Below are 15,374 nucleotides of genomic sequence, written 5' to 3' on the forward strand. Positions count from 1 at the left end.
ACCCAACGGAAATCGGAACAGGACTGATGCAGCAGAACAAGCTCTATATCGTCATCGCCGTCCTTGCGGTGATCGTCGTCGCCCTCGGCGCCTATGTCTGGCGCGAGGAGAGCAAGCCGGACGGGGTGGAGATCAAGCTCGACGAGAACGGCGTTTCCATCGAACAGAACTAGTGGAGTGGTCGTGAAAGCCCAGCCGAAAGCCTCGCACTACATCAATGGCCGCCACGTCGAGGACGAGCAGGGCCCGGCCCTGCCGGTGATCTATCCGGCGACGGGCGAGACCATCGCCATGCTGCACGCGGCGACGTCGAACACGGTCGAACTCGCCGTCGAGGCGGCGCGCGCGGCGCAGCCCGCCTGGGCGCGGCTGAAGCCGGTCGAGCGCGGCCGCATCCTGCGCCGCGCCGCCGACCTGCTGCGCGAGCGCAACGGCGAGCTGGCGCGGCTGGAGACCCTCGACACCGGCAAGGCGATCCAGGAAACGCTGGTGGCGGACGCCGCCTCCGCCGCCGACGCGCTCGAATATTTCGGCGGCGCGGTTGCGGCTTTCGGCGGGGACTACACCGATCTCGGGGGTCCCTTCGCCTATACGCGCCGCGAGCCGCTCGGCGTCTGCGTCGGCATCGGCGCCTGGAACTATCCGATCCAGGTCGCCGGCTGGAAATCGGCGCCGGCACTCGCCATGGGCAACGCCATGGTGTTCAAGCCGTCGGAGAACACGCCGCTGTCGGCACTGGCGCTTGCCGAGATCTACACCGAGGCCGGCCTGCCGGACGGCGTCTTCAACGTCGTCCAGGGTTTTGGCGATGTCGGCACGGCGCTGGCCTCCCACGAGGCGGTGGCGAAAGTCTCCATGACCGGCTCGGTGCCGACCGGCAAGAAGGTGCTGGGCATGGCCGGCTCGCTGATGAAGCACGCCACGATGGAACTCGGCGGAAAATCGCCGCTGATCGTCTTCGACGACGCCGACCTGGAAAACGCCGTCGGCGGTGCCATGCTCGGCAATTTCTATTCGACCGGCCAGGTCTGCTCCAACGGCACGCGCGTCTTCGTGCAGAAAGGGCTGCACGATCGCTTCGTCGAGCGGCTGGTCGAGCGCACGAAGAAAATCCGGATCGGCGATCCGCTCGACCCGGAGACGCAGATGGGACCGCTGGTCAGCAAGGCGCAGCACGACAAGGTGCTGGGCTACATCGCCATCGGCAGGGACGAAGGCGCGACGCTGCGCCATGGCGGCGGCGTGCCGTCGCTGCAGGGTTTTGAAGGCGGCTGCTTCGTCGAGCCTACCATCTTCACCGACGTGGCCGATTCCATGCGCATCGCCCGCGAGGAGATTTTCGGCCCGGTCATGACGGTGCTCTCCTTCGACGACGAGGACGAGGCGGTGACGCGCGCCAACGACACCGAGTTCGGGCTCGCCGCCGGCGTCTTCACCCGCGACCTGCCGCGCGCCCATCGCGTCGTCGCCGAGCTGCAGGCCGGTACCTGCTGGATCAACGCCTACAATCTGACGCCGGTGGAAGTGCCGTTCGGCGGCTACAAGCAGTCCGGAATCGGCCGCGAGAACGCGCTGGAGGCGCTGCGTCACTATTCGCAGGTGAAGTCGGTCTATGTCGAGACCGGCGACGTCGCCAGCCCCTATTGAGCGGCCTCGCCCTGACGGAAACCTGCGGGAATTCAGCCTGTTGCGGCCGTTTCGGCAGTTTTTGAATCGGCTCCGGGAATCGGCGGCGAACCGGTCGTTTCCCGCTTGCGGCTTTTGCCGGCGACAGTTATAAGCCGCCCGTCTGGTCGCGGAGTGTAGCGCAGCCTGGTAGCGCACATCGTTCGGGACGATGGGGTCGCAGGTTCGAATCCTGCCACTCCGACCAGAAAAATCAATTAGTTAGGTTCTCTCAAATATCTGTTCAGCACAGTTTCGCAGCACAGATTGGTTTGTAGCCGCAAGCCCGCACCGGTATCGGTTTGAAAGCTCGGACACGCAAGCTTGGGTTAGCCGTTCACCGCGCCGGCTGCTCGTCAGTTCGGAATTCCGCAACTCATCAGCAGTGCGACGAGCTCGCTCTGCCGGTGCGTGCCTGTCTTGGCGAAGACGCGGTCGAGATATGTGCGACCCGTCTTGAAGGTCAGTCCGGCCGCGTCCGGCGCCTGACGCAGCGAACTGCCCGATATCAGCGATCTGGCCAGGGTAGCTTCGGCGTTCGTGAGGCCGAACACCTGCCTTGCGGTTTTTTCGAAGCCGTCCGGCACGGCTATGCCGATCGAGCGCATCATCACGACCGCACGCGAGCCGCTCATGATTCCGAACGGATCGGCATCCGTGTGAGGAGCTACCGAAAGCGACATCCTGTTGCCGGCATTGAGCGAGCCGACGCAGACCATGCCGCCCGGGTCCGGCGCCAAACCGTCAGGTGACGAGCAGACATCTTCGACAAGCCTGCGCAATTCGGCGTCCTGGCGCGGTTATGCCGCCCGTCGTTCGACAAGCCGGTCGAGCCAGTTGGGCGTCATCTCCGGCACGGATTCCAGCAGCAGCCGCGTATAGTCCTGGAACGGCGGCGACAGGACGTCCGCCTTCGCGCCCTGGTCGACCACCCGCCCCTTGTTCAGCACCACCACGCGGTCGGCGATCGCCCGCACCACCTCGATGTCGTGGGTGATGAACAGGTAGGACACGCCGAGGCGCCGCTGCAAATCCGCCAGCATGGTCAGGATGCCGGCCTGGACGATCTGGTCGAGTGCCGAGGTGATCTCGTCGCAGATGATCAGCTCCGGCTCGGCCGCCAGCGCACGGGCGATCGCCACCCGCTGCCGCTGCCCGCCGGACAATTGCGCCGGAAGCCGGTCGGCGTAGCTCTCCTCCAGCTCCACCATGCGCAGCAGTTCGAGGACGCGTCTTTCCCGCTGCGCGCCGGAAAGGCCATGGAAGAAGGAAAGTGGTCGGCCGAGGATCTTGCGGACGCTGTGGCGCGGGTTGAGCGCCGTATCCGCCGACTGGTAGATGATCTGGACGCGGCGCAGCATGTCCTTGCCGCGCTTGCGCACGACGGGCGGCAGGACGGCTCCGTCAAAGCGGAGCGTTCCACCGTCCGGCGGCAGGAGTCCGGCGATCACCCGGCCGAGCGTCGACTTCCCGGAGCCGGATTCGCCGACGAGGGCGACGGTCTGGCCGCGCCCCACCGCGAGATCGATGCCGTCCAGGGCCTTGAAGGTGCCGTACGAGGCCGAAATCTGCTCGACGCGCAAGAGGTCGTCGCCCGTGGCTGCGTGGCTGGCTCCCTGCAGATTGCGCACGGCCCACAGCGACTTCGTATAGGGATGTCTCGGCGCGTCGATGATCGACGCGATCGGCGCCTCCTCCACCGCCTCGCCGTAGCGCAGCACCATGACGCGGTGCGCCATCTGTGCGACGATGGCGAGATCGTGCGAGATGTAGAGCACGGCGACGCCATGCTCCTGGATCGCCTTGCGGATCGACAGCAGCACCTCGACCTGCGTGGTGACGTCGAGCGCCGTGGTCGGCTCGTCGAAGACGATCAGGTCGGGCTGGCAGATCATCGCCATCGCTGTCATCGCCCGCTGCAACTGACCGCCGGACACCTGATGCGGGTAGCGGTCTCCGAAGCGCTCCGGGTCCGGCAGCTGCAGCGAGCGGAACAGCGCCACCGCCCTGGCCGCTGCGTCGCGCCTCGGCATGCCGCCGCGGGTCACCGCAGCCTCGACGATCTGGTCCATCAGCCGCTTGGCGGGGTTGAAGGACGCGGCCGCGCTTTGCGCCACATAGGCTATTTTCGTGCCGCGGAGCGCGCGGCGCCGGCTCTCGGGCATGGCGAGCAGGTCGGTCCCGCCGAAGCGCACGCTGCCGCCGGCCAGGCGGCAGCCGGCGCGGAAATAGCCGAGCGCAGCAAGGCCGATGGTGGACTTGCCCGCCCCGGATTCGCCGACCAGCCCCAGCACCTCGCCGCGGCGCAAGGTCAGGCTGACGCCCTTGACGATCTCCAGCCACTCGTCCTTGACCCGCGCCTCGATCCTCAGGCCGGAGATCGAGAGCACGGTGTCGCCGGCTGCCACGACCGAACGTTCATTCGTCATCGGCGAGACCGCTCGATTTGCCGAGGAACCAGTCGGCGACGAAGTTGACGCCGACGGTGAGCAGAGCGATCGCGCCCGCCGGGATGAGCGGCGTGATGTCGCCCATGTTGATCAGCGCGGCGTTGTCGCGGACCATCGATCCCCACTCCGCCATCGGCGGCTGCAGTCCGACGCCGAGGAAGGACAGCGCGGCGATCATCAGGAAGACGAAGCAGAAGCGCATGCCGAATTCGGAGATGAGGATCGGCAGGATGTTGGGCAGGATCTCGTGCACGATGCGCCAGGTGAGCCCCTCGCCGCGCGCCGATGCCGCCTCGACGAAGTCGAGCGTCACCACGTTCATCGCCGCCGCCCGCGAGATGCGGAAGATGCGGGTGGAATCGAGCACGGCGATGATCAGGATGAGGTTCACCACCGCCGGGCCGAAGATCGCCAGCAGCATCAAGGTGAGGATCAGGTCCGGGATCGACATGACCGCGTCGACGAAGCGGCTGAGGATCTGGTCGGCCCAGCCGCGCAAGGCCGCCGCCATGATGCCGAAGAAGCCGCCGATGGCGAAGGCCAGCACCGTCGTCACCAGGGCGATGCCGATGGAATTCCGGGCGCCGTAGATGATGCGGGTCAGGAAGTCGCGCCCGAGCTGGTCGGTGCCGAGCAGGTTTTCGGAGTTCCACGGCGCGAACGGCATGTCCGAGACCGCCTGGTATTCGCCATAGGGCGCGATCCAGGGCGCCAGGGCGGCGACGAGGATGTAGGCGGTCACGATGACAAGGCCGACGATCGCCGTGGGCGGTGCGCCGCGCAGTCCCTTGAGGCTGCGGCGCACCAGGCTTTCCGGAGGCGTGACAATCGCGGAATCGGACATGGCCTGCCTCACCGCGGATGCAACAGTCGAGGATTGCTGACGATCGATATGATGTCGGCGATCAGGTTCAGCATGATGTAGGCGGCCGAGAAGATCAGGGCGCAGGCCTGGACGACCGGGACGTCGCGGTTGCGCACGGCATCCACCATGGTCTGGCCGATGCCGGGATAGACGAACACCACCTCCACCACGACGACGCCGGCGATCAGGTAGGCGAGGTTGATGGCGATGACGCTGGCGATCGGCCCGATCGCGTTGGGCAGGGCATGACGCAGTACGATCCGCATCTCCGGCTCGCCCTTCAGCCGCGCCATCTCGATATAGGGTCTTGACATCACGCCTATGAGCGCGGCGCGGGTGTTGCGCATCATGTGCGCCAGCGTCACGAACAGCAGCGTCATGATCGGCAGCGCCATGCGGTAGAGATGCTCGCCAAGGCCCATGCCGGGGCGGATGCTGGACAGCGAAGGGAAGATGTGAAGTTTTGTCGCCAGCACCAGCATCAGCACATAGGCGATGAAGAATTCGGGCAGCGAGATAGAGGCGAGCGTCGCCGAGCTGAGGAAACGGTCGATCGGCTTGTTGCGATAGCGCGCGCAGACGATGCCGAGGAAGACCGCCAGCGGCACGGCGATGACCGCCGTGGTCGCCGCCAGCGCCAGGGTGTTGAGCAGCCGCGGCCCGATGACGGTGCTGACCGGCCGCGACGAGAAGGAATCGCCGAAATCGCCGACCAGCGCGCCGCCGAGCCAGTCGACGTAGCGTTGCGGCCATGGCTTGTCCAGGCCGAGCTTCTGCTGGAAGGCGGCGACCGTTTCCGGCGTTGCCGAGCGCCCGAGAATGGCGGTGGCGAAGTCGCCCGGCAGGAAGCTGACCGCGATGAAGATGATCGCCGAGACGATCGCCAGGCTCAGCAGGCCGAGACCCAGCCGCTGCACCGTCATGTTGAGGATCGGATGGGACCGTGAAGCCAATATCGATGTCCCCGTCATTGCTCTGATTCCAGGACGCCTGTCCGTCCGGCACGCTACGCCCGAGCCGGTGCCGGCACAGCGCAGGTCCGGCTCGCCGCGTGGGCGACGATGTCCGGACCATTGCGAGCGGCATCCGTCAACGCCGCCCGGCGCGCAATGGTCAGGCCATCCACCAGCGTTCCGTCATGCGCAGGTTGTCGCACGGGAAGATGCCGCCGATCTCGCCGTGGCCGATCTTCTTCGAAATGCCGACGATCCAGTTCACGAACGCCACGGTGATGACGCCGCCGTCGTCGTGGATGATCTGCTGCATCTCGCGATACTGGCTGGCGCGCTGCTCCTGGTCGGTCTCGGAACGCGCGGCGACGAGCAGTTCGTTGAAGCGCGGGTTCTTCCAGTGTGTGTTGTTCCAGGAGGCGTCGGCGGCATAGGCCGTCGAGAACAGCCAGTCGCAGGTGGCGCGGCCATACCAGTCGCAGCCGTTGAAGGGCTTCTTCAGCCACACGTTCTCCCAATAGCCGTCGTCGGCCTCGCGGACGACGTTGATGTTGATGCCGGCCTTGGCGGCATGCTCCTTGTAGAGCACGGCCGCAGCGATTGCTCCGGGGAAGGCGGCCTCGGAAACCGAGAGATCGATGTCGAGGGACGACAGGCCGGCCTTGGCCAGATGCGCCTTGGCCTTGTCGATGTCGTAGTCATGCCGCGGCTGCGGATCGAAGTAGAACGGCATTTCGGAGGCGACCGGCGTATCGTTGCCCTTGATCGCCTCGCCGCGGAACACCTTGCGGATGACGTCGTCGCGGTCGAGCGCGTATTTCAATGCCATGCGCACGTCGGGGTTGTCGAAAGGCGCCGTCGAGGTGTCCATGTCGAAGGTGAAATGGCGCAGGCTCGGGATGCGACCGACCGCCAGGTCTGAATTGCGCTCGATCAGTGCGATGTTGTTGACGTCGAGATCGCCGATGAACTCCACCTCGCCGGTGATGAAGGCGTTGAGGCGGGCCGTCGCATCCATGATGGCGACGAACTCGACCTCGTCGAAGTGGGGCTTGTTGTCCTTGTGATAGTTCGGGTTGCGCTTCATCTTGACGGCGATGCCCGGCTCGAAATTCTCCAGGATGAAGCTGCCGGTGCCGACGCCGCGCTGCCAGTCGATGCCGCCGCCCTCCTTGGCCGGCATGATCGACAGGTGATAGTCGGCGACGAGGTAGGGAAAATCCGCCGTTCCGGACTTCAGGTTGAAGACGACCGTGTTCGGGCCGTCCGCCTCGATCGTCTCCACCTGCGACAGCAGCGACTTGGCGCCGGAAGACGAGGCGTCGCCCATGTGGTGGTGGAAGGATTCCTGGATGTCCTTCACCGTCAGGCTCTTGCCGTCGTGGAAGGTGATGCCGTCGCGGATCTTGAAGATCCACTTCCTGGCGCCGTCGGCGGGCTCGAAGCTCTCGGCAAGATCGCCGATGATCTCGCCGTTGGCGGCGATCTCGGTCAGGTTGTTGCAGAGCGAGCCGTTGAAGGCCGCCTGCGCGAAGCTGGCCGGCCATGTGCCCGGATCGAGCGTGTCCTGCTGCGAGGCGTCCGACATGCCGAAGCGCGCATAGCCGCCCTGCTTCGGCTCCTGCGCATGCAGCAGCGAGGGCATGAAGCTGGAGCCGACGCCCGCCGCCGCCGCGAGTGCCGCGGCCCGGCCAAGGAACTCGCGGCGCGAAATTCCGCCCTTGCGCAGTCTTTCGGCCCAGAATTGCATTTCACGCAGTCGAGCATCCGACATCTTTGGTTCCCCATTTTGGTGGCCGGCTCCGGCAGCCGGCGGTCTCATGCGAGCGTCCGGCGGAATGGCTTTCGGGTGCCATCTTTGTCCGGCAAGCTAGGCACCCGAAGCGTTGTTTGTCAAACAATTTTTGATTGACCGATCAATCATTTTTTGATGACTTCCGTACACCTCTCACGTCAGGGCCTTCCATGTCCGATCTCGATCTCTGCTATATGCCCGCCGCGGAAGCGCTCCGCCGTTTCAGGAGCCGCACGCTTTCACCGGTCGAACTGCTTGAGGCGCAGTTGCGGCGTATCGACGAGACCAGGGACAGCATCAACGCCGTCTGCTTCGTCTATGCCGAAGAGGCGATGGCCGAGGCGCGCAAGGCGGAGGACCGCTATACAGCGGCTGTCACCGACCTTCGTCCCCTCGAAGGGCTGCCGACGGGCATCAAGGACGAGAACACCATCGCCGGCAAGGTGACGACGTTCGGATCGCTGATCTACAAGGACAATGTCGCGCAGACAACGACGCCGGTGGTGCAGCGGCTCATCGATGCCGGCGTGGTCGTGCACGGGCGCACCACCACGCCGGAATTCTCCTCGGAGGGCTTCACCCATTCGCGCCTGTGGGGCGTGACCCGCAATCCCTGGAACCTCGACTATACCCCCGGCGGCTCCTCCGGCGGATCGGGGGCCGCCCTCGCCGGCGGCATGGCTACCTTGGCCACCGGCTCCGACATCGGCGGCTCGATCCGCATCCCGGCGTCCGCCTGCGGCCTCGTCGGCTTCAAGCCGCCCTACGGCCGCAACCCGGCGACGCCCCCGTTCAACCTCGATTTCTACAACCACCCCGGCCCGATGGCGCGCTCGGTGGAGGATTGCCTGCTGATGCAGAACGTCATGTGCGGACCGCATCCCAACGACATCGCCTCGCTGAAACCGAAACTGGAGTTGCCCGTCGATCGCCGCGGCGTCCGCGGCTGGAAGATCGCCTGCTCGCTCGACCTCGGTCATTACGAGGTCGACGACGACGTCCGCCGCAACACGCTCGCTGCCCTCGACGTCTTCCGCTCCCTCGGCGCCGAGGTGGTGGAGGTCGACCTGGGCTGGACGAAAAAGACCGAGAAGGCCGCCGACGACTACCTGCGCACGATCTTCGGGGCCTGGGTAGCCGAATATCTCGACGAGCGGGCCGCGATGCTGACCAAATACGGCAGGGCCTTCGCGCAGGCGTCGCAGACGGCGACGCCGCGGGATTTCCTGGCTTCGCTCTACACGGCCGGAGAGATGTATTCGACTTTCGGGCCGCTGATGGAAAACTTCGATGTCTTCGTTTGCCCGACGCTGGCGCTGCCGGCCGTCGGCGCCGAGCACGATCCGGCGAACGGGCTGACGATCAATGGCAAGCCCGTCGATCCACGCTATGGCTGGATCATGACCTATCCCTTCAACATGCTGAGCCGCTGCCCGGTGCTCAGCGTGCCGTCCGGCCACGCCGCCAACGGGGTCCCCACCGGCATCCAGATCGTCGGCAAGACCTACAGCGATGCGGATGTCTTCCGCGCTGGCCTTGCTTTCGAGACGGCGGTCGGCGGATGGTTCACCCGGCCCGAAGCGCGGCCGCGCATTCCCGCCGCCGCCTGAAAACGCAGTCGTGCGGCGACACTCCGCTCCCGCCCTCAATGTGATGTCCTGCGATGAAAACCGTCTACTCCCCGCGCCACGTCCTGCAGAACGCCGAGGCGGAATTCATCCGCGGCAGGAAGGTGCCGAGCTTCGAGATGCCGCGCCGGGCGGAGCTCGTCCTGGAGCGGGTCAACGCCGTTTCCCTGGGGCCTGTGATCGAGCCGAAGAGTTTCGGGACCGATCCGATCCTCAAGGTGCATGACCGCGACTTCGTCACGTTTCTCGCTACTGCCTGGGAGACGTGGTCGACCGAGAACGGGCCGATCGACGCCTTCCCCAACGCCTGGCCGCCGCCGCGTTCGTCGCGGGTGCGGACGAACCGTCCGGGCGCGGAACTCGGCCGCTATTGCATCGACCTGTCGAGCCCGATCATGGCCGGCACCTGGACGGCGGCAACCGCCGGCGCCGACACCGCGCTCACGGCCATGGAGATCGCGGCAGGGCCGGACAAAAGCGCCTTCGCTCTGTGCCGCCCGCCCGGCCATCATGCGGGCCGCGACTATTTCGGCGGCTACTGCTTCCTCAACAACGCGGCGATCGCCGCACAGGCCTGGCTCGATCGGGGTCTCGACAAGGTCGCGGTGCTCGACGTCGACTACCATCATGGCAACGGCACGCAGGACATCTTCCACGACCGCGCCGACGTGCTGACGGTCTCGATCCATGCCGATCCGCAACACGAATATCCCTATTACAGCGGCTACGCCGACGAGACCGGCGAAGGCGAAGGCGCCGGCTTCAACCTCAACATACCGCTCGCCTGGGGCTCGGACTACGCGACCTACGCTCCGGCGCTTGCCGAAGCGCTTGCACGGATCGCCGGCTTCGGGGCAGAGGCGCTGGTCGTCTCGCTCGGTGTCGACACGTTCGGCGGCGACCCGATCTCGCGTTTTCGCCTGGTCAACGCCGATTTCACCACGATGGGCCGGACAATCGCCAGCCTCGGCATCCCGACCCTGTTCGTGATGGAGGGCGGCTATGCGGTCGAGGACATCGGCGTCAACGCCGTCAACGTGCTGACCGGCTTCGAGGCCGCGCGCTGAGCAAGCGCGTCAGAAATCCTCGGGAAAGATGGCGCGCAGGAAGGCGAAGCATGCTTGCTTGGCCGCCGCCTGTCCGGCCGGGCCGGCATTGTCCATGACCAGGTTGGCGATCCAGAAACCGTCGATCATGGCGTTGAGCGAGCGTGCCACCTGTCCCGCGTCAACCTTCACGCCCCGCGCCTCGGCGAGCGCGGCGACATCGGCCTCGGCATAGGCGTTGTAGCGCGCCTTCAGCTCGGCGCAGCGCTTGCGGTAGCTCGGCACGCGCACGGACTCGGCCCAGAAGGCGAGCCAGAACGCCAGCCGCCGGGCGCTCGCGACCTTGCCGCCGAAATCGCTCTCGATCATGGTCTTGAGGCGCGCGGCCGGCGTGCCGGCGTCGAGCTTGAGCGCCTGCTCATACTCCTCGACCGTGTAGTCGAGCGCGGCGAGGATGATGCCTTCCTTCGAGTTGAAGTGGAAGGAAACGACGCCGTAGCTACATCCGGCCTCGGCCGCGATGCTGCGGATCGTGATCCCCACCAGTCCCTCGCGCGCGATCACCGCCACGGCGGCGTCCAGCAGGCTCTGGCGGCGCTCCGCCACCTGGTCCTCGCGGGTCAGGGCAGCGCCGTTGCGTCCCTTCGCTTTCTGCTTCAGCGCGGTTCGGCCCATGCGAAACGAGGTTCCATCGAGAGTTTCTTATGAACGGCTGCCGGGCGGCCAGGCAACCGTAGGGTGAGCGGCAGCAGAAACCTCTGTGTCGATACCGGAGGAATGTCAATCGAGCCGGGTTGCCATGTCCGGACGCGTTCTCATACCGGATCGGCCAGCTTGAGAAACCGCGCGGCATTGTCGTGCAGCCATTTGCGCTTGACCGCGTCTTCCATCGACAAGGCCTTCAGCTCTTCGACAGCCGCGGCGGCCGGCATCATCGGAAAACTCGACCCGAAGATCATCTTGTCCTGCAAGATGGTGCGACCGTATTGCAGCAGCGGCTCGTAGCCCGAATGCGGCTTTGCCAGCAGCTTCGGCCGCACCGCAAGCACGCCGATATAGAGCGTCGGGTGCCGCCAGCACACGCCGATCAGCTCCGTGACCCACGGCCAGCCCGGCGGCGAGGCGCAGACCCGCAGCCCCGGAAACGCGACCATCACCTCGTCCAGATATTCCGGCCGGCCATAGGACATCGGCGTCGACGTCGCGAAGTTGATGCCGCAGTGGATGTTCACCGGCACGTCGAGCTCCAGCGCCTTTTCATAGAGCGGATGGAGCAAGGGATCGTTCGGCCGCAGCTTCAGTTCGAAGCATTGCAGGTTGAGCCCGCGCAGCCCGAGATTGCGGACGGCGTGGTCGAATTCGTCGACCGCCGCCTTGCCCTTGTGCGGGTCGACGCCGGCGAAGCCGAGATAGCGCGGGCCGTGGGCACGGCAGAAGTCGGCCACGGTCTCGTTGGCAATCCTGAAGCCGAAGGTCGTCTCCACGTCGCGCGCCTTCAGCACCACATGACGCGCGCCCAGCGCCTCGTAGGTCGCGAGATAGGTCTCGACATCAGCCGCCGCGCTGCTTTCGGCCGATCGGCGTTCGCTCGCCGCATAGACGCGCCGGTAATTCTGAAGATGCGGCGCCGGCGGGTTGAAGCCGGGTGCCGGCGGGCGGCTGGAGAAGTCGATCAGCATTCCTCAGCTCCAGCGCTTGCGGTCGGCGAGGATGACCCTTGCGGCGTTGTGTCCCGGCATGCCGGTGACGCCGCCGCCCGGATGCGTCGAGGCTCCGCACTGGTAAAGATGCGCGACCGGGCTGCGGTAATCGGAAAAATGCGCGGCAGGGCGGCGGAAGAACATCTGGTCGGCGCTGATCTCGCCGTGATGCACATGGCCGTTGGGCAGGTCGAAGATCCGCTCCAGGTCGAGCGGGGTCAGTACCTGGTGATGGAGGATATGCCTGCGGATCTGCGGGAATTGGCCCTCCAGCACCCACAGGACCCTGGCGTAGAGCTCGTCGCGCCGCTCGTCCCAGGTTCCCTCCGCCAGGGTGTATGGCGCATGCCCGCCGAAGACCGTCATCACATGATGCCCCCGCGGCGCCAGCGACGGATCGGCCAGCGTCGGCACCTTGACGATCAGGAACGGGCTTTCCGCCATGCCGCCCTGGCACGACTGGCGATGCGCCTCCTCCATGTAGTCCAGGCTGGGGGCGATGGTGAGCTGGATCGGATAGTCGAAGCCGATCTCCGCCGCCGGGAAGGATGGGCATTCGGGCAGGCCGTCCAGCGCCAGATTGACGCGGAAGACCGTGGATTCGGTGCGCATCGCGCGTATGTCGCGCAAAAATTCCTCCGGCAGGCCGGCGCCATCCAGCAGCTTCAGGAAGGTCGTCCTGGCATTGGCGTTGGAAACCACGATCTTTGCGAAAAGCTCCTCTCCGCCCCCCAGCCTGACGCCGCGCGCGAGGCCGGACGTGCTCAGGATTCTCTCGACCTCGGCGCCGGTGCGGACCTCCATGCCATGCGCTTCGCCGGACCGGCGGATGGCATCGGAGATCGCGCCCATGCCGCCTTTCACGAAGCCCGACGGACCGGCGGCGGTGGTGTTGTCGCGCACGATGCCCCTGGCGAGCATATAGGCCGACCCCGGCGTCTTGAGGCTGGAGTTCGCGCCACCGCCGCCGGCGAAGAAGCCCAGCACCAGCTTGACCTCGTCGGCTTCGAACCAGCGGCCGAGATAGTCGTAGGCGCTCAGCGTCAGCAAATTGTAGATGTCGTAGAAGCGGCTGCCGATCTTTCGGAAGCGCCAGGCGAAAGCGGCGAGCCGGCCGACGTCGGCGAGCTTGCCGCTGCCGGGATCGACGGGGATCTCGAAGATGAGCTGCTTCATGAAGGGCGCCAGCCCCAGCATGTGCTCGCGATAGGCCGGATAGGCGGCCGCGTCGCGTGCCGAAAACCTGGCGATCTCGGCGTGGAATTTTTCCGGGTCGCCCCACATGGTGAAATAGCGGCCGCCCTCCAGCGGAAAGACGCTCGGCGCCGATGGAATGACCTCGAAGCCATATTTCGGCAGCTCGAGGTCGAGAATCACCTTCGGCTGCATCAGCCCCATGACGTAGGAAGCCGTGGAGACCTTGTATCCCGGCCAGACTTCTTCCGTGACCGCGGCGCCGCCGGTCAGATGGCGCCGCTCAAGCACGCACACCTTTACCCCGGCCCGCGCCAGATAGGCGCCGCAGACCAGGCCGTTGTGGCCGCCGCCGACAATGATCGCGTCATAGTGCCGGCTCATGCGCTCATCCCTGGATCCAACGGTTCTCGACACGATCGAAGCTTCCGGCGCGCAGGTCCGCCACTCCGGTGGAAAGCTGCGGCTTGGCGATCTTCAGCGATGCCGTGCGCGGGAACTCTTCGATGAAGGCATAGAAGCGCGGCACCTTGAACGGCGCCAGCCCCTGCCCCGCCCCGGCGATGATGGCGCGGACCGTCTCGTCGGAGCGGGCGAAACCGTTCTTGAGCTTGATGTAGGCCTTGACCTCCTCGCCGCGCAGCGCGTCGGGCACGCCGATCACCGCGGCCTCGGCCACCATCGCGATGGCGTTCAGCACCGACTCGACCTCGCGAGCGGCGATGTTTTCGGCGCTGCGGCGGATCATGTCCTTCTTGCGGCCGACGATGTAAAAATTGCCGTCGCGGTCCGTGCGAAACAGGTCGCCAGTGCGGAACCAGCCGTCGGTGAATACCTCGGCCGTCGCCTCGGGATTGTTGTAGTAGCCGAGCATGATGCCCGGCCCCCGCACCAGCAGCTCGCCGGTCTCGCCGGCGGCGAGCGCGCGGCCCTCGTCGTCGACGATCCTGCATTCCCGGAACGGGCAAGGCACGCCGCAGGAGCCGGACCCCACCATGTCGCTGCGCTCAATCGGCATGAACATCGCCGGTCCGAGTTCGGTCATGCCGAACGCTTCGCGGGCGTTGAGGTCGTAGCGGGCCTCCAACTTCGCATGCAGGTCGCGCGGCACGCCGTAGACGTTGGAACGGATGATCTCGTTGTCGGCATCGTCCGGATGGTCGGGCTGGCTGTGCAGCACCCAGGGCAGCAGGCAGAACTGGATGCGGTAGCGCCGCACCCACTCCATGAAACGGCTGGTGCTCTGACGAGCCGCCACATAGAGCGTGCCGCGCTGAAAGATGGTCATCAGCAGCAGCCATTGCGGGTCCATATAGAAGAACGGGGTCGAGGCGAGGATGCGCCGGTAGTCCCGGCCGTCGCGCAACGCGTTCACCTTGCCGGCGCTGATCCAGTAGCGCTGCGTCAGCATGCAGCCCTTCGGGAAGCCGCTGGTGCCGGATGTGAACTGGATGTTGAGCAGGTCGTCATGGCCGACCGGCTCCGGCGCCGCGAAAACGCCGCGCGGCCGCGCCGCCAGTTTTTCCCAGGCCACCATGCCCGGCTCGGCGCCGCCGACCACGATTATGTGCGAGAGTGCAATGTCGATCTGGCCGCTGTCGCGGGCGGCAAAAATCACAGGCAGGCAGTCCCTGTGGGTGACGATCCAGGTGAGCTCCGCCAGGTTGACCACATGCGCCAGCTCGCGCTCGCGATAGCTGACGTTGATCGGCGCCATCACCGCGCCGATGCGGCCGATGGCGAGCCAGGTGAGCGGCATGGCGGCGATGTTCGGCAGCATGACGCCGACATGCGTACCCTTGGTCATGCCCGCCGCCAGCAGCTCGGCCGCGAGCCCGTTGACGCTGCGCCGCATGCCCTCGTAGGTGATGGACTCGCCGGATTCGAAGAAATCCCACAGCAGCGCGTCGCCGGCCTCCTCCGCCGCGGCGTCGATCAGCGCGCCGATGTTGTCCGGCAGCGGTTCCGCCTCTATGCGCCGCCGCCGTTCCGCATAGTCGGGCACCGGCGTCGCCAGCACCTCCTGCCTCTTGCCCATCTTCCGCTCCGTGCCGGATATGGAAAAGCCTCCCGCCGCGGCA

Annotated in this window: 13 protein-coding genes and 1 tRNA gene; 5 read left to right on the plus strand and 9 right to left on the minus strand. The window is 66.1% G+C overall.

Annotated features, from left to right (window positions below):
* Positions 1-11: 11 nt before the first annotated feature.
* From AC5JDC_RS04560 to AC5JDC_RS04570, 3 genes are all read left to right on the plus strand, one after another.
* Positions 12-173: a CcmD family protein gene (locus tag AC5JDC_RS04560; RefSeq protein WP_495839605.1), complete on the plus strand. Its 162-nt coding sequence runs from the start codon at positions 12-14 to the stop codon at positions 171-173.
* Between the two features lie 10 nt (positions 174-183).
* Complete coding sequence (betB, locus tag AC5JDC_RS04565) at positions 184-1,647, plus strand: betaine-aldehyde dehydrogenase (protein ID WP_495839510.1); 1,464 nt, start codon at positions 184-186, stop codon at positions 1,645-1,647.
* A gap of 149 nt (positions 1,648-1,796) precedes the next feature.
* Positions 1,797-1,873, plus strand: a tRNA-Pro gene (locus tag AC5JDC_RS04570).
* Positions 1,874-2,021: 148 nt separating this feature from the next.
* Here the strand turns inward: AC5JDC_RS04570 and AC5JDC_RS04575 are convergent.
* From AC5JDC_RS04575 to AC5JDC_RS04595, 5 genes are all read right to left on the minus strand, one after another.
* Positions 2,022-2,447, minus strand: a complete 426-nt coding sequence (locus tag AC5JDC_RS04575) for a helix-turn-helix transcriptional regulator (protein ID WP_495839512.1) — start codon at positions 2,445-2,447, stop codon at positions 2,022-2,024.
* Positions 2,448-2,465: 18 nt separating this feature from the next.
* Entirely contained in the window at positions 2,466-4,094 is a 1,629-nt protein-coding gene (locus tag AC5JDC_RS04580) for an ABC transporter ATP-binding protein (RefSeq protein WP_495839514.1), read from the minus strand.
* Positions 4,084-4,959, minus strand: coding sequence for an ABC transporter permease (locus AC5JDC_RS04585; RefSeq protein ID WP_495839516.1), 876 nt, complete (start codon positions 4,957-4,959; stop codon positions 4,084-4,086). The genes AC5JDC_RS04580 and AC5JDC_RS04585 overlap by 11 nt, the downstream gene beginning before the upstream one ends.
* Before the next feature lie 8 nt (positions 4,960-4,967).
* Positions 4,968-5,951 carry an ABC transporter permease gene (locus tag AC5JDC_RS04590; protein ID WP_495839518.1) on the minus strand — a complete coding sequence of 328 codons (984 nt, stop codon included), beginning with the start codon at positions 5,949-5,951 and terminating at the stop codon, positions 4,968-4,970.
* A 142-nt stretch (positions 5,952-6,093) separates the two neighbouring features.
* Positions 6,094-7,704 carry an ABC transporter substrate-binding protein gene (locus AC5JDC_RS04595; protein ID WP_495839520.1) on the minus strand — a complete coding sequence of 537 codons (1,611 nt, stop codon included), beginning with the start codon at positions 7,702-7,704 and terminating at the stop codon, positions 6,094-6,096.
* 191 nt (positions 7,705-7,895) lie between these two features.
* Here AC5JDC_RS04595 and AC5JDC_RS04600 point away from each other — a divergent pair, with 191 nt between their 5' ends.
* Both AC5JDC_RS04600 and AC5JDC_RS04605 read left to right on the plus strand, forming a co-directional pair.
* Positions 7,896-9,335 (plus strand): amidase, encoded by a 1,440-nt coding sequence (locus AC5JDC_RS04600; RefSeq protein WP_495839522.1) that lies wholly within the window; start codon positions 7,896-7,898, stop codon positions 9,333-9,335.
* Between the two features lie 53 nt (positions 9,336-9,388).
* Positions 9,389-10,420, plus strand: coding sequence for a histone deacetylase family protein (locus AC5JDC_RS04605; RefSeq protein ID WP_495839524.1), 1,032 nt, complete (start codon positions 9,389-9,391; stop codon positions 10,418-10,420).
* Between the two features lie 9 nt (positions 10,421-10,429).
* Here the strand turns inward: AC5JDC_RS04605 and AC5JDC_RS04610 are convergent, their stop codons facing one another.
* The 4 genes from AC5JDC_RS04610 to AC5JDC_RS04625 form a co-directional block, all read right to left on the minus strand.
* Complete coding sequence (locus AC5JDC_RS04610; protein ID WP_106774808.1) at positions 10,430-11,074, minus strand: TetR family transcriptional regulator C-terminal domain-containing protein; 645 nt, start codon at positions 11,072-11,074, stop codon at positions 10,430-10,432.
* A 140-nt stretch (positions 11,075-11,214) separates the two neighbouring features.
* Positions 11,215-12,078 (minus strand): amidohydrolase family protein, encoded by an 864-nt coding sequence (locus AC5JDC_RS04615; protein ID WP_495839526.1) that lies wholly within the window; start codon positions 12,076-12,078, stop codon positions 11,215-11,217.
* Between the two features lie 3 nt (positions 12,079-12,081).
* The gene (locus AC5JDC_RS04620; RefSeq protein ID WP_495839528.1) at positions 12,082-13,677 is read right to left on the minus strand and encodes a phytoene desaturase family protein; all 1,596 of its coding nucleotides are present in this window, start codon (positions 13,675-13,677) and stop codon (positions 12,082-12,084) included.
* A 4-nt stretch (positions 13,678-13,681) separates the two neighbouring features.
* Positions 13,682-15,331, minus strand: coding sequence for a class I adenylate-forming enzyme family protein (locus tag AC5JDC_RS04625; protein WP_495839530.1), 1,650 nt, complete (start codon positions 15,329-15,331; stop codon positions 13,682-13,684).
* Positions 15,332-15,374 lie beyond the last annotated feature (43 nt).

It is taken from the genome of Kumtagia sp. (assembly GCF_059502445.1).

What these genes read in the sequence shown, in the direction of transcription:
- AC5JDC_RS04620 (WP_495839528.1), bottom strand. Translation starts at nt 13,677, where the DNA reads ATGAGCCGGCACTATGACGCGATCATTGTCGGCGGCGGCCACAACGGC.
- AC5JDC_RS04610 (WP_106774808.1), bottom strand. Translation starts at nt 11,074, where the DNA reads ATGGGCCGAACCGCGCTGAAGCAGAAAGCGAAGGGACGCAACGGCGCT.
- AC5JDC_RS04605 (WP_495839524.1), top strand. Translation starts at nt 9,389, where the DNA reads ATGAAAACCGTCTACTCCCCGCGCCACGTCCTGCAGAACGCCGAGGCG.
- AC5JDC_RS04625 (WP_495839530.1), bottom strand. Translation starts at nt 15,331, where the DNA reads ATGGGCAAGAGGCAGGAGGTGCTGGCGACGCCGGTGCCCGACTATGCG.
- AC5JDC_RS04595 (WP_495839520.1), bottom strand. Translation starts at nt 7,704, where the DNA reads ATGTCGGATGCTCGACTGCGTGAAATGCAATTCTGGGCCGAAAGACTG.
- AC5JDC_RS04600 (WP_495839522.1), top strand. Translation starts at nt 7,896, where the DNA reads ATGTCCGATCTCGATCTCTGCTATATGCCCGCCGCGGAAGCGCTCCGC.
- AC5JDC_RS04615 (WP_495839526.1), bottom strand. Translation starts at nt 12,078, where the DNA reads ATGCTGATCGACTTCTCCAGCCGCCCGCCGGCACCCGGCTTCAACCCG.
- AC5JDC_RS04590 (WP_495839518.1), bottom strand. Translation starts at nt 5,951, where the DNA reads ATGACGGGGACATCGATATTGGCTTCACGGTCCCATCCGATCCTCAAC.
- AC5JDC_RS04585 (WP_495839516.1), bottom strand. Translation starts at nt 4,959, where the DNA reads ATGTCCGATTCCGCGATTGTCACGCCTCCGGAAAGCCTGGTGCGCCGC.
- AC5JDC_RS04580 (WP_495839514.1), bottom strand. Translation starts at nt 4,094, where the DNA reads ATGACGAATGAACGTTCGGTCGTGGCAGCCGGCGACACCGTGCTCTCG.